The sequence below is a fragment of the Herpetosiphon geysericola genome, assembly GCF_001306135.1.
Lineage (GTDB): Bacteria > Chloroflexota > Chloroflexia > Chloroflexales > Herpetosiphonaceae > Herpetosiphon > Herpetosiphon geysericola.
The window spans coordinates 144,925-158,612 of the sequence record NZ_LGKP01000011.1; the positions used below are offsets into that span (position 1 = coordinate 144,925).

Sequence of the window (13,688 nt, forward strand, 5' to 3'; positions counted from 1 at the left end):
CGACTCTTCAAGGCCATACTATACGCCAAAGCCGCGGCGTTTGTCAATTTGTTGGATGAACAAACAATTGAACAAATATGAAAATTCCTACGATTGCTTGTAGCTTAATCGGCTAAACAATCAGCCAAAAAGACGATCGGATGCTGGGCAATTACGCCTGTGCCAGCCTCAATCTGATGGCGACAAGACATGCCAGCCGCGAGAATTGGCTGTTGACTGTTACGAACTGCTGGAAAAAGGCGTTGCTCGCCACAAGCCAGCGAAACTTCATAATGTTCGCGTTCATAGCCAAACGAGCCAGCCATACCACAACAACCGCTTTCAATTTCCTGCACCGCCAAGTTTGGCACGAGCCGCAACATCGCCAAGAGTGGGTTGGTGCTGATCAAGGCTTTTTGATAGCAATGACCATGGACTAGCACTTCATCAGATGGTCGTTGTTCTTTCCAATGCCAATTAATGCCTTCAGCAGCCAATTTAACTAAAAATTCTTCGATGAAATAGCTTTGTGCCGCCACGATTTTGGCAGCGTTGGTCGTCACCAGCGCTGGGTATTCATCGCGAAAGCTGGCAATACAACTTGGCTCTAGGCCAATAATTGGCACGCCCAGCTCAGCAAATGGCGCAAGCAGTTTGATGTTGTGTTCAGCATTGGCCCGCGCTTCTGCCAACATGCCCTTTGAGATCAACGGCCTGCCACAACAGCGCCGTTCGTTGATTAAGTAAACCTTGTAGCCCGCTGCGCTGAGCAACTTCACGGCGGCTTGGCCAATTTGCGGTTCGTTGTAGAGCGTAAAGGTATCATCCCAAAGAATTAGCGGGCCACGCGGTGCAGCTTGAATTTGGCTTTGGCGTTTAAACCATGTCCGAAATGAGCTATTTGCCAAGGCTGGCAATTGCCGTCGTTGATCGATGCCCAAACTGCGGTCGAGCAGCCAACGGGTGATTGGTTGGGCTAGCAACCAATTATTTAAACGTGGAACCAGCATGCCGAGTTGGTTGATTTTGGCGATCTGGCCAAACAAACGGCTGCGCAATGGCACGCCATGAGTTGCTTGATACTGCGCCAGCCATTCCGATTTGAGCCGTGCCATATCCACAATCGACGGGCATTCACGTTTACATGCCTTGCATTCAAGGCATAAATCCATAGCTTCATGCAATTCAGGGCTACTCAAGCCCTCGGCTCCAAGCTGGCCTGTCATCGCTGCCCGCAACGCATTGGCTCGGCCTCGTGTTGAATGAGCCTCGTCGCGAGTTGCCATATACGATGGGCACATCACACCAGCATCAGCTTTGCGGCAAACGCCTTGGCCATTGCACATCTCGACTAAGCCAGCAAAACCGCCATCAGGCGTGAAATCGAAGAAGGTCACGCTGGGCGCATGCGGTGTTTGGTAGCTGGGGTTGATGCGCAGAATTTCTGCTTGCCACGGCTGCGGTGCTGCCAAAATTTTGCCTGGATTGAAGATTTGCTTGGGATCGAACAATTGCTTGATTTCGCCGAAGGCTTGGTGCAATTCTGCGCCATACAATTGTTGGTTGAAAGCTGAGCGCGCCAGACCTTCGCCATGTTCGCCAGTCGTTGTGCCGCCAAGGCTCATTGCCAAACTAGCAACGGCCTGCGAAATATGCGCCATTTGGGCCAAACCACGCTCAGTTTTTAAGTTAATTAATGGATTGATGTGTAAGCAGCCAACCGAGGCATGGGCATAAAAACTAGCTTCTGTACCAACCTCGCGACAAATCGCCTCAACTCCACGGGCATAGTCGGCCAAACGGGCAACTGGCACAGTCGCATCATCGACAAATGCTAGCGGTTTGGCATCGCCGCGTTGGCTCATCAACAAGCCTAAGCCTGCCTTGCGCACCGCCCAAACATTGGCAATGGCAGCGGGCGTTGTTTCGCGCACCACGCGGCCAGTTTCGCCCAACGCGCGCAAACAGCCTTCTAAGGCCGCATCGTTGGCGGCTAATTCGTTGGAATCGGTTCCCGCCCATTCAACAATTAAGACCACGCGCGGCTCACCAACCACAAAACTCAGGCGTGAACCGTACTCAGGGTTTTGGCGGGTCAAATTAATAAAATAGCGATCAAATAATTCGACAGCACTTGGCTGAAAATTTAATATTTCGGGCACTAAGGCCAAGGCACGCTTCAGATCATCAAAATGCCACAGGGCTAGCCGCGTAACCTTTGGCCGTTCGACGAGGCTAAGTTGTGCACTAACTGTTAAGCTTAATGTGCCTTCGCTGCCAACCAAAATTGGCACAGCGCTAAATGGTTGTTGCTGCTGCTGGCGTTGCAGCATACGCTGAAGATTGTAGCCCGCGACATTGCGCCAAACCTGCGGGTAATCGCGCTCGATGGCAGGGGCATAACGCTCAACAATTTGGCTAAGTTGGGCTTGAATCTGCTGCTGACGCGGATTATTGGCTGCTTGGGTTGACCAGGTTGCAACTGAGCTATCATCCAAAATGGTTTCGATCGCGAGGGTATGATCAACGGTCATGCCATAGACAATCGAATGCGAGCCAGTTGAATTATTGCCGAGCATGCCGCCAATCGTCGCCGAAGCACTCGACGACGGATCGGGGCCGAACATCAGACCATGTGGTTTGAGAAAATTATTCAAACGGTCGAGGGTGCAGCCAGCTTCGACCCAAATCTGGCGGCTGCTAGGATCAAACTCGCCAATTTGATCGAATGAATGCGAAAGATCGACGATAATGCCCGCGCCAATCGCTTGGCCCGAGAGGCTCGTGCCACCGCCACGCGGCACAATTGGCACGCAAAAGCGTTGAGCAATCTCGACGATGGCCTGTAAATCGGCGCGATCGCGCGGAATAGCCACCGCTTTGGGCATGACGGCGTAGGATGAGGCATCGGTGCTATAGAGCGCACGTGTCAAGCGGTCGGCGTGAACCTTGCCACGAACCGACCGCTGCAGTGCAGCTAAAACCTCAGCCTGAAGTTCTGCTGCGTGGTTCATCGATTAATAGCCGCGACTAGCATTAACCATGGCACTGCGTCCGCTCAAAATTTCGAGGAATTGCTGGTGATCCATGGGATGCGAGAACATTGGATAATCTTTGCTAATTGCGCCTGCTTGCTCTTCAGCGCTGGTGGCGGCTACACAATCGGTCAGGGTAATCACGTTATAGCCACGTTCGTAGCCTGAGCGCATCGTCGATTCAACGCAGCAATTGGTCAAAAAGCCCGCCAAAACCAAGTTGCTCAAGCCCCGACTGCGCAAAATAAAATCAAGGTTGGTGCTGGCGAAGGTATCAAGGCCACGTTTGCCTTCGACCACAATATCGGCGCTGTCCGGAGCCAGCACATCAACCAATTCTGCGCCCCATGTGCCTTTACGAAAGGCATTGTTATCGACCACACCTTTGAGAATGCCATAGGGTTGGTTGGTAATTTCGCGATAGCCTTCGGCAAATGAAATTGGCGCATGAATGATCGTCACGCCTGCTTCACGCGCTTGTTTGACCGTTTCGAGCGTGTTGGCCAGCATATTGGTAGCTTGCATGCTTTCGGCAACTGCGCCGTGGAGTGCTCCGCCTTCCGAGGTGAAATCGTTTTGAAATTCGATGAGAACCAACGCGGTTGTGGATGGATCGATCTGCATACTATCTCCCTTGTGGCTGAAATGGAGAACGCTGATCGGGCGGCATTAATGTGAGCTACATTGCCCAATCCCATTATCACAAACAAATCACGCTAGATCAAGTATGAAGGATGAAGTATGAGGGATGAAAGTCAGAACAGAAGGCAAAAGTCAGAAAAGAACAGTGAGCAGAGAACATATCAAGTATGAAGGATGAAGGATGAGGGATGAAAGTCAGAACAGAAGGCAAAAGGCAAAAAAGAACAAAGAACAAAGAACATAAAGGCAAAGGGCAAAATGGGGATCGGGGATCAGGGGTCAGGAATTGAGGCGAGGTTTTAACGCAGAGGCGCAGAGGGATGAGGCTATAGGCTGTAGGCTATGGGAAGCATAATTAGGGAAATCTGTGGGAATCTGTGGCCAACGGCAAGGATGAATGATGAGGGATGAGAAGGATGAAGGATGAAGGGCTATGCTCTCCACATTGAGCATGACGTTCTTTGTGCCCTTCGCGTTCTTCGCGGTTCCATTCTCTTCGTGCTCCTCGTGGATCAAAACCGATCCCCAGCCCCCAACAACCGACATGCACCTATGTTCTATGTTCTTTGCTCTATGCTTGGTTGATCAGCAACCATAATTACGGTAGAATGAGGCAATGTGCCTTTTGGGGCTTTGTTGCGTTAAACTTTCATCCTGTCGGAGGTATGGTAGCGTGCCAACCTATGTGTATGCGTGCCAAGCATGTGGCGCCCAATTCGAGCAATTTCAACGCTTCTCTGACGAGCCGCTGACAATCTGTCCGCGCTGTCAAGGCACGATCAAACGTGTATTTCAGCCGGTTGGGGTGGTATTCAAGGGTAGTGGATGGTATATTAATGATAGTCGTTCAGGCAATAACAGCAGCACCAGCAAAGCGAGCACTCCTGCAGCGCCAAGCAGCGATGCCAGCCCTGCTGCGCCTGCGGCTGCAACTAGCGAAAGCAAGCCTGAAGCTCCCAAAGCCGAAACCAGCAAATCAGAGCCTTCGGCTGCGGCCTAAAGCGACATTCAAGAACCCAAGGTACTTGGCTTAAGGCTAATGGCCTTGGGCTTTCTTTTTGTCTGCGAAAGGAATGGATCGATATGAGGCATTGGTGGCGTTCGGTTCGCGAAGATATTCAAACGATTTTACACAATGACCCAGCAGCGCGCTCGATCTTTGAGGTGTTGCTCTACCCTGGCTTTCAGGCTGTCCAAATCCATCGCCTAACTCACTGGCTTTGGAACCAAAAGTTGCCCTTTATTCCGCGTTTGCTCTCGCAACTTACGCGCTTTTTGACGGGCATTGAAATTCATCCAGGCGCGACGATTGGCCGCCGTTTGTTTATCGACCATGGCATGGGCATTGTGGTTGGCGAAACGGCAGTTATCGGCGATGATGTGGTGATGTATCAAGGCGTGACGCTCGGCGGAACTGGCAAGGAAATTGGTAAACGTCACCCAACAATTGGCAACCACGTGGTGATTGGGGTTGGAGCCAAGGTGCTTGGCGCAATTACCATCGGTGAAGGCGCACGCATTGGCGGCGGTGCGGTGGTGGTCAAGCCAGTGCCTGCCTATTCAACCGCAATTGGCGTACCTGCGCGGGTCGTCGCCACCCGCGACCCCCAAACGGGCCAAACCAACCGTGTCGAAATGTTGCCCGACCCTGAGGGCGCAATGTTGCGCTCGCTCCACGAATCAGTCCAATCGCTCAATCAACGGGTGATCGAGCTTGAAAGTGCCATGGGTAGCCAAGCCTACCATATTGCCGCGCTCAGCGCTCAACGTACCCCTGGCGATGATCCCTTCGATTGCCTTGAAGATTTGCAAAGTTACGAAATGCACTACGCTGACGGTATTTAGCTCTTTATTATTGTGTTGAGGAGCCACGTTTATGGCATTAGCAATTTACAACACCCTTAGCCGCCAGACCGAGCCGTTTACACCGTTGGTTGCTGACCATGTGTCGATGTATGTCTGTGGGCCGACGGTGTATTCTGATGCTCATATTGGTCATGCGATGTCAGCTGTCGTGTTCGATGTGGTGCGGCGTTATTTGGAGTGGTCGGGCTATACGGTGCGCCATGTGATGAATTTTACCGATGTTGATGATAAAATTATTCGCCGCGCCAACGAGCAGGGCCGCGACCCCATGGAATTGGCCGAGAGCTATACCTTGGCCTTTCTTGATCAATTGGGCCAATTGAATGTACTGCCCGCCACGGCTTATCCTCGGGTTTCAACCACCATTCCGCAAATTATTCAATTTATCGAAGGCTTGATTGCCAAAGATGCAGCGTATCACGCTAGCAATGGCGATGTCTATTTTCGGGTGCGTGCTGATGAAGATTATGGCAAGCTTTCGCGCCGCGCCGTCGATGATATGCGTTCTGGCGCACGGATCGCTCCCGACGAAGCCAAAGCTGATCCTTTAGATTTTGCCTTGTGGAAAGCGGCCAAGCCAGGCGAGCCAGCTTGGGAAAGCCCGTGGGGCCAAGGCCGACCTGGTTGGCATATCGAATGCTCGGCCATGAGTTTGCACGAATTAGCTGAGCAAATTGATATTCATGGCGGTGGTAACGACCTAATCTTCCCCCACCACGAAAATGAAATTGCCCAAACCGAATCGTTGACCGGCAAGAATTTTGCCCAAATCTGGATGCATAACGGCATGCTGCAATTGGCTGGCGAGAAAATGAGCAAATCGCTGGGCAATTTGATCACGATTGATCAATTTTTAAGCGAACACTCCGCCGATATTATGCGCTTGCTGGTACTTTCTGGCTCGTATCGTGCGCCATTGGTTTATAATGAAGAGGTTTTGGCCGACACCGAACGCAAGCTCGAACGCATCATGTCGGCTTTCAAGCCAGCGCATGGCACGACGACCAGCGGCGCGGTGGTTGATACGCTCAACACGATTGTGGCCAAAGCGCCAACCGATTTTCGCAGCGCGATGGATAGCGATTTCAATAGTGCGGCGGCGTTGGCTGTATTGTTTGATTTAGTGCGTTCGATCAATGCTGCCCGTGATGCTGGCGTTGGTGGCGAGCCATTTGCGGCAGCGCAAACTTGCTTGCGCGAACTAGCGGCGGTGCTCGGCTTGCGCTTGGAAGCAAACAGCGCTGGCAAAACCGATGCCGCTCCATTTATCGAACTATTGATTGAGCTACGCGCCGAATTGCGCAAAGCCAAGCAATGGGCGCTCTCCGATTTGGTGCGCAACCGCCTGAGCGAGCTTGATGTGCAGCTCGAAGACGGCCCAAGCGGCACAACGTGGACGACGAAAGGCTAAAATCAAAAGTCAGAAGGCAAAAGTCAGAAATCAAAACAGAGAATACTCTGAAATTTTAACTTTTGCCTTGAATAGAGCTTTTTTGCCTTTTGAACTTTAAGTTTTGCTGATAGACGTATTTGCCTTGTGATTTTGATAGTGTTTTGACCTTTGACTTTTGACCTTTGCCTTGAATAGGGGTTTTTATGCAGTGGCTCGAACTGAGCGTGACCGTCGATACTGAAGCGGTCGAAAGCGTGGCGGAATTATTTGCCCAATATGGCTATAACGGTGGCGTGGCAGTCGAAGAGGCCATCATTCCATCGCTCGACTCGCCCGAATATCAAATTGATACCAACAAACCAGTGATTGTGCGCACCTACGTGCAGGCCAACGAGCAAGCAGCAGATGCCCAAACCCACATCGAACGTGGTTTGTGGGTGCTTGGCATGATGCGTCCAGTTGGCGAATTGCAGATTAAAGCCATCGCCGAAGAAGATTGGGCCAATGCTTGGAAAGAGCACTATCGCACTCATCGCATCGGCAAGCGCTTTGTGATTGTGCCTTCGTGGTTGGAACATGAGCCTGTGGCAAACGATGTAGTACTGAATCTCGACCCAGGCATGGCTTTTGGAACTGGCTTGCACCCAACCACCCAACTCTGCCTTGAGTTAATGGAATTGATCGAGTTTAACAACACCACGGTGCTTGATCTTGGCTGTGGCTCGGGGATTTTGGCGGTTGGCGCTGCCAAGCTTGGCTCGCAACGAGTTTTGGCTTTGGATACCGACCCAATTGCGGTTGAAGCGACCGCCGAAAATGCGCGCATCAACCATTCTGCCGAATTGGTGACTGCCTTGGAAGGCAGTTTGGGCGATGCGCCTTTGGAACACTGGCTTGGCTGGGAAGGTGCCCAACTTGGCACACCGCAAAGCTATCGCCATCACAACGAGTTTGATGTGATTTTGGCCAATATTTTGGCCAAGGTGCATGTCGTGTTGGGTAATGATTATCTTGCGGCGCTGAAACCAGGCGGCGTGCTGATCACCTCAGGCATTATCAACGAGCGCGAAGCAGATGTAGTGGCAGCATTTGAGGCGGTTGGCTTAGAGCAAGTTGAACGCCGCACCCAAGGCGATTGGGTTGCTTTTACTCATCGCAAGCCAGTCTAATGAAAAATACCTATCGCTTTTTTGTGCCAGCTGAGGCCATTCAAGGCGAAGCGTTGCATGTGAGCGAGCGTGAGCTGCTGCACCAATGGAACAACGTGCTGCGTTTGCGGGTTGGTCAGCATATTGCGCTGCTCGATGGCCTTGGCACGGGCTATATTGCCGAATTGGTCAGCTTGAATAAGCGCGAAGCTCAAGGCCGTATTTTGCAATGCTATGCGGCTAATGGCGAGCCAAGCCTCAACGTTACGCTCTATCTTGCCTTGACGCGCGGCGAACGCTTCGAAATCGCCTTGCAAAAATGCACTGAATTGGGTGCGACTGCGTTTGTGCCCTTGCTCTGCGAGCGCTCGCAAGCCGACGTGACGCCAACCAAACGCGAGCGTTGGCAACGGATTATACGCGAGGCTGCCGAGCAAGCTGGGCGTGGGCGTTTGCCGATCTTGCACCAAGCCCAAACCGTGGCCCAAGCCTTGCCTCAAGCTCGTGGGCATTTGTTGTTGGCCGAAACTGGCCAGACGCTGGCTTTCAAGGCTGCCTTAGCTTTGGAGCCACGTAGCGAGCTAGCGCTTTGGAGCGGCCCCGAGGGCGGTTGGACTGAAGCAGAGCTTGAAGCCGCCAACCACGCTGGCTTGATCAGTGTTAGTTTAGGCTCGCGCATTTTACGCGCCGAAACTGCGCCAATTGCCGCTTTGGCAGCGATCATGTTTCAATTCGATCAGTGGTTTAGCCCAAATTCGTGCTAGCATGAACCATAGCCTGAGAGGCAATGCCGCGTAACCTATCCATGTCGATTACTAATGCCAACCTAACCTACAAGCAGTTGCTTAAGTTGTACACTGCATACAGGCTGGCTTAGCCTAGCTTAAATTGCGTGAAACGAGGTTTTCTATGAGCGAATTCCAGCCCATGTCGGGCGGCAACCCAGCACCATCCAGATTGTGGCTGGTGTTGAGTGGAATTGTCGGGGTCTTGCTGGTTGTGGCCATTGCCTTGGGGGCTGGATATTTTTGGGGCAGCTCATCGAAAGAGCAATCGATGACGGCAGCGAATCAGGCGTTAGCAACCGAAACTGCCCAAGTGATCCAACAAACCCAGCAGGCCTTGCCGCCTGCCAATGCAGACGAAAATTTTCAAACCTTTTGGGAAGTTTGGAATCTGGTCAATAAAGAGTTCTATCATACCGAGCCAATTGACGAAAAACAAATGATGTATGGCGCAATTCGCGGCATGTTGCAATCGCTCGGCGATGATTTTACTGGGTTTCAAGAGCCAGAATCAGCCGAACGCTCACGCGAAGATATGCGCGGCAATTTCGAGGGCATCGGCGCCTACGTCGAATATAAAGATGACCAGATTATGATTGTCTCGCCAATCGAAGGCTCACCAGCAGAGAAAGCCAATGTGCGCGCTGGCGATATTGTGGTGGCCGTCGATGGCAAACAAATTAGCGAAGTTATCGCTAATCTTGAACGAGATCAGGCCTTGGCTGAGGCAATTAAGCTGATTCGCGGCCCCAAAGGCTCGCAAGTGGTGATCACGGTTTATCGCACAAGCACCGAAAAACAAATTGATATTCCGATTGTGCGCGATACGATTCCCTTGATTAGCGTGCGTTCAACCATGATTGGCGATATTGGCTATATTCAATTGAGCGAGTTTAAGCAAACATCCTACGATGAAATGGATCAAGCAATTGCCAAACTCAAGCCCAATAATCCTAAAGCGATTATTTTTGATTTGCGTAATAACCCAGGTGGCTATGTCAATCAGGCCCAAAATATTCTGGGCCGATTTACCAAAGATGGTGTGACTCACTATCAAGAAAATAGCAACGGGGTCCAAAAAGAATATCGTACCTTGCAACAGGGCGATGCGCAAGAATTATTCGATCTGCCCGTAGTTGTGTTGGTCAATGGTGGTTCGGCAAGCGCTTCGGAAATTGTTTCTGGCGCAATGCAAGATACCAAACGCGCAACCTTGATTGGTGAAAAAACCTTTGGTAAAGGTTCAGTCCAAAGCGTGCATACTCTTGGCGATAAATCCGAAGCACGGATTACGGTTGCCCATTGGTTAACACCTAACAAGCGCGCAATCCACAAGCTGGGAATTACGCCCGATTATGTGGTGCCATTCTCAGACGATGCAACCCAATATCCGGTGGAATGTATTTTGAATCGCACGCCAGCAGATGGCGTAACGGCCTGTGCTGATTCACAATTGTTCTGGGCGCTGAAGTTTTTGGATGAACAACAAACCCCACCACCACCGCCAACCCCAACCATTACGCCAACGCCTGGTAAATAGGCTGCAAAAACGCCCGCTCAACTCTGAGCGGGCGTTGGTTTTTTTAGCGTTGTTGGCTAGCGTATAAGTCGCGGGGAACCATTTGGAAGCTGCTCCAGTGGGCCGACATTAACGGGTCATCTTCGTCGCGCGGCAGGTGATGGAAGGTCATCCCATACCAAACGATTGGGTCGACCAAGGTTTGGTTATTCACAAAACCACTAACATCATCAGCGCAGGTATTGCCATCGTTGCGCGAAGCCCAGCGTTCGCAGGGGTTGTTTTCAGTCACATAGACATCGTTCTTGGTCCATGGCTCAAATGAAGGGCCACGGAACACATGATCGGAGTTGCCAATGATGTCATACGAGATCTGGTGCCCATCGCTATTCAGGACAGTGCTATTTTTGACCCGCCATGAGCGAAAATTTTCCGGATTGACTTGAGCGGCGGTTTCAGTGGTATAGGTTTGTACTTGTAAGCCACGTTGGGCTGTGCCGCTTGAATCGAATTCGATCTGCTCAACGACGTTATTGGTGTTGCCACCAAGCGCAAAGTCGATCCGCCAGTAGTAATTGTGAACGTGCGATGTGCCATATTGACAGCTATTTGCATCGATCTTCCAGCCATATTTGGCTACATTGGTACATTTTTGCAATTTACCAGTTGCGCCGATGCCTGGTTCAATCGTGGCATCATCGTGGAAAATCCACTGGCTAACATAGTTATAGGCACCAATGTGCGAGACGGAGCGCACCACCAAGGCCGAGCCTTGCTTGACTTGGGCATAGTATTTGTAGGCATAGCCGGTTGGCACAAGCGTAGCACACAGCACATTGCGCCCATTATTTTGCAGCAAGGTTCCATCTGGGCAATCTGCTGCTGTCATGTTATTCAGGTGGCCACCACCCAAGCCATAATCGGAGAGGTCGTGGAAGCGGGCGGTGTTATCGTCGTATGGAACGTGAATTTGGGCCAAATTAATTTGGTTGATAATCGAAATCGCGTTGCCACCTGGTGGGGTGTAGCGGATGCCACGCAGCACAATCCCTTCGCTGCTACGTTCTTCCCAACATAAGGCCCAATTGGCGCCATTTTCCAAGGTTTTATTAATGATAAAACTGCCGCCAGAACAACGGTCGCGGGTTTGGGCATTGGCCGCTTGCTGCGAGTTTGTGCTAAGCAGACTGGCCCCAATTAATAGCATGCCAAGCAGCATGCCCCAACGTGCTGAAAGCTTCATCGCCAGGCTCCTAACGCTTCAAACTAACCACAAGGCCATTCGATAGATCGACAATCGGAGTGCTCTCAACCGCCCATTCATTATCGGCGCTGAGGAGCAATTGAACACAGCGATTTTGTTGGCAACTGCGCAAAACAGCAGCATTATCAACCTGTGGCTCGGCAATATAGACGAAGCCTGCTGCCCGTAATTGGCTGGCCTTGGTCAGGCTTTTGCCAGTCAAGGCTTGATACTCGCCACGTAGTTGTGGCCCAAACGAGGGATGATCCAAGACCAATTGCAGCGCGCGCGTGGTTTCGCGATCGGTCGGGTGTGGTTGGCTGCCGCGGGCTTGATCAAGCAGATCGACGTTGCCAGTGCTCAGGTTGACCAACACGGCAACCAAGCTGTTTTTGGCATAATCGAAAATCAGCACATCGGCGCGGCGTTGCCATGTGCCCTTGTTGTACACCGCTTGAATTTCTTCGTGGCGTTCGGTTTTGACGAATTCCAACTGCGCATCAGCAGGTACGGCTTTGTTTTCGACAACGTTGCCGCGTTTGGCTTGCCATGCGTTGAGCGCAATCTTCTGGGCTTGCTCAATTTCGGCCAACGATAACGGGTCATAGCCTGAGCGATTGCTCTGGGCGGCAATTTCGACCTTGCCAGTAACCGTGTTCGGGGCGGCGGTGGCCTGCGGATCACGCCGCAGATAGACGATCAGCAGGGCAACCAACGCGCCGCATGTCAGCCATGCAACGTTTTTGAGCACTGCCCGTGAGCGAGATACGACCATCGGACTCTCCTTACAGCAGAAATGGTTCAATAATCAAGCAGCCGCATTGCGATGGGCGTTGGGCCAGAAACCAACATAACCCAGAACTTGCGTCACTGCCTGAATCATAGCCTAAAGGGTATGAACACTGCTGTTCATACCCTCGAACATGCTTAAGTTGGAAGAATAAGGGAAGGTTTAGACGACGAATGTGCCGTTTTTCTCGAACAGTTGGCCATCGACATAGACTTCGCTGTTTTGGCGCAAATCGCAAACCATATCCCAGTGGATTGCCGATTGGTTTAAGCCGCCAGTTTCAGGGTAGGAAGCGCCGAGGGCCATGTGGATTGTACCACCCATTTTCTCATCGAATAAAATGTTGCGGGTGTAGTTTTTGATGTTGGGGTTGGTGCCAAAGGCAAATTCGCCCAAAACCCGTGCTCCAGCATCAACATTCAACATTTGCTCAAGGAAATCTTGGCCGCTCTTGGCAGTTGCCTTAACAACTTTGCCAGCTTCAAAGGTCAATTGCACATCTTCGACTTCGCGGCCATTATAGATCGCTGGGAAGGAGAAGCGTACAATCCCGTTGACATTCGTTTCTTCTGGGCCAGTAAAGAACTCACCATCGGGAAAGTTTGAATCGCCAGCACAATTGACAAAACTGCGCCCTGCAATCCCCAAGCGAATATCGGTGCCTTCGCCCACGATATGCACTTCGCGCTTGCCTTCCAAGAAATTAATCAAATGGGCTTGCTTGTCGTGGAGTTCTTGCCACTTGGCAATGGGGTCGGCTTCATTCAAGAAGCACACGCCATAGACAAAATCTTCAAAATCGGGCAAGCTCATGTTGGCATCTTGGGCCAAGCCCTCGGTTGGAAAGAGCGTGACACACCAGCGAAAATCGCCAGCATGGGTGCGCGACATCAATTTGCCCATCAATTCGCTACGCGATTTTTGAAACACCGATTGGCGCTCTGGGTCGACCTGCGAGAGTTCGCGGGTGTTGCTTTGGGCATCGATCCGAATCCGCACATCGGCGGTTTCAATTCCCAAACGATCGTAGGGCGAGATCCATTGTAACTGCTGATCGTTGCCATGGTTCAGCAAAATGCGCGAGATGCCAGGCATAACGGTGTGGACGACTGGATTACCACCGACCAACAAAATTTCGCGATACATTTCTTTAATCAAGGGTGCGGCAGCTGGTTCGCTTTGCAAAACCACCATTTCGCCTTCTTTGATCTTCATCGAATAATTGACCAAGGTATGGGCCATTTTGACAACCCGTGGATCGGCCATGTCAGCTCCTTACACAACACAC

Annotated in this window: 11 protein-coding genes; 6 read left to right on the forward strand and 5 right to left on the reverse strand. The window is 51.5% G+C overall.

All coding sequences use genetic code 11. The features are described from left to right. Window positions 1-104 precede the first annotated feature (104 nt). Window positions 105-2,993: an FAD-binding and (Fe-S)-binding domain-containing protein gene (locus SE18_RS05855; protein ID WP_054533496.1), complete on the reverse strand. Its 2,889-nt coding sequence runs from the start codon at window positions 2,991-2,993 to the stop codon at window positions 105-107. Between the two features lie 3 nt (window positions 2,994-2,996). Continuing rightward, window positions 2,997-3,638 carry a cysteine hydrolase gene (locus SE18_RS05860; RefSeq protein WP_054533497.1) on the reverse strand — a complete coding sequence of 214 codons (642 nt, stop codon included), beginning with the start codon at window positions 3,636-3,638 and terminating at the stop codon, window positions 2,997-2,999. A 691-nt stretch (window positions 3,639-4,329) separates the two neighbouring features. On the opposite strand from SE18_RS05860, the gene SE18_RS05865 reads away from it, so the two are divergent. The 6 genes from SE18_RS05865 (at window position 4,330) to SE18_RS05890 (ending at window position 10,388) form a co-directional block, all read left to right on the forward strand. Continuing rightward, the gene (locus tag SE18_RS05865; protein ID WP_054533498.1) at window positions 4,330-4,656 is read left to right on the forward strand and encodes an FmdB family zinc ribbon protein; all 327 of its coding nucleotides are present in this window, start codon (window positions 4,330-4,332) and stop codon (window positions 4,654-4,656) included. Window positions 4,657-4,739: 83 nt separating this feature from the next. Next, window positions 4,740-5,501, forward strand: a complete 762-nt coding sequence (cysE, locus tag SE18_RS05870; RefSeq protein ID WP_054533499.1) for a serine O-acetyltransferase — start codon at window positions 4,740-4,742, stop codon at window positions 5,499-5,501. A gap of 31 nt (window positions 5,502-5,532) precedes the next feature. Next, complete coding sequence (gene cysS / locus SE18_RS05875) at window positions 5,533-6,933, forward strand: cysteine--tRNA ligase (protein WP_054533500.1); 1,401 nt, start codon at window positions 5,533-5,535, stop codon at window positions 6,931-6,933. A 185-nt stretch (window positions 6,934-7,118) separates the two neighbouring features. Beyond that, window positions 7,119-8,084 (forward strand): 50S ribosomal protein L11 methyltransferase, encoded by a 966-nt coding sequence (locus SE18_RS05880; protein WP_054533501.1) that lies wholly within the window; start codon window positions 7,119-7,121, stop codon window positions 8,082-8,084. Beyond that, window positions 8,084-8,827: a 16S rRNA (uracil(1498)-N(3))-methyltransferase gene (locus SE18_RS05885; protein WP_054533502.1), complete on the forward strand. Its 744-nt coding sequence runs from the start codon at window positions 8,084-8,086 to the stop codon at window positions 8,825-8,827. The genes SE18_RS05880 and SE18_RS05885 overlap by 1 nt, the downstream gene beginning before the upstream one ends. A 145-nt stretch (window positions 8,828-8,972) precedes the next feature. After that, on the forward strand, window positions 8,973-10,388 hold the full coding sequence (locus tag SE18_RS05890; protein ID WP_054533503.1) for a S41 family peptidase: 1,416 nt from the start codon (window positions 8,973-8,975) through the stop codon (window positions 10,386-10,388). A 43-nt stretch (window positions 10,389-10,431) separates the two neighbouring features. Here SE18_RS05890 and SE18_RS05895 read toward each other — a convergent pair whose 3' ends face one another. The 3 genes from SE18_RS05895 to SE18_RS05905 form a co-directional block, all read right to left on the reverse strand. Beyond that, window positions 10,432-11,610: a copper amine oxidase gene (locus tag SE18_RS05895; protein WP_054533504.1), complete on the reverse strand. Its 1,179-nt coding sequence runs from the start codon at window positions 11,608-11,610 to the stop codon at window positions 10,432-10,434. Between the two features lie 10 nt (window positions 11,611-11,620). Continuing rightward, window positions 11,621-12,385, reverse strand: coding sequence for a hypothetical protein (locus SE18_RS05900; RefSeq protein WP_054533505.1), 765 nt, complete (start codon window positions 12,383-12,385; stop codon window positions 11,621-11,623). 177 nt (window positions 12,386-12,562) lie between these two features. Then, entirely contained in the window at window positions 12,563-13,666 is a 1,104-nt protein-coding gene (locus tag SE18_RS05905) for an aminopeptidase (protein WP_054533506.1), read from the reverse strand. Window positions 13,667-13,688: the final 22 nt, after the last annotated feature.

Bases quoted from the DNA above. Each gene is read 5' to 3' on its own strand.
- SE18_RS05855 (WP_054533496.1), bottom strand. From the start codon at position 2,993: ATGAACCACGCAGCAGAACTTCAGGCTGAGGTTTTAGCTGCACTGCAG.
- SE18_RS05860 (WP_054533497.1), bottom strand. From the start codon at position 3,638: ATGCAGATCGATCCATCCACAACCGCGTTGGTTCTCATCGAATTTCAA.
- cysE (WP_054533499.1), top strand. From the start codon at position 4,740: ATGAGGCATTGGTGGCGTTCGGTTCGCGAAGATATTCAAACGATTTTA.
- cysS (WP_054533500.1), top strand. From the start codon at position 5,533: ATGGCATTAGCAATTTACAACACCCTTAGCCGCCAGACCGAGCCGTTT.
- SE18_RS05880 (WP_054533501.1), top strand. From the start codon at position 7,119: ATGCAGTGGCTCGAACTGAGCGTGACCGTCGATACTGAAGCGGTCGAA.
- SE18_RS05885 (WP_054533502.1), top strand. From the start codon at position 8,084: ATGAAAAATACCTATCGCTTTTTTGTGCCAGCTGAGGCCATTCAAGGC.
- SE18_RS05890 (WP_054533503.1), top strand. From the start codon at position 8,973: ATGAGCGAATTCCAGCCCATGTCGGGCGGCAACCCAGCACCATCCAGA.
- SE18_RS05895 (WP_054533504.1), bottom strand. From the start codon at position 11,610: ATGAAGCTTTCAGCACGTTGGGGCATGCTGCTTGGCATGCTATTAATT.
- SE18_RS05900 (WP_054533505.1), bottom strand. From the start codon at position 12,385: ATGGTCGTATCTCGCTCACGGGCAGTGCTCAAAAACGTTGCATGGCTG.
- SE18_RS05905 (WP_054533506.1), bottom strand. From the start codon at position 13,666: ATGGCCGATCCACGGGTTGTCAAAATGGCCCATACCTTGGTCAATTAT.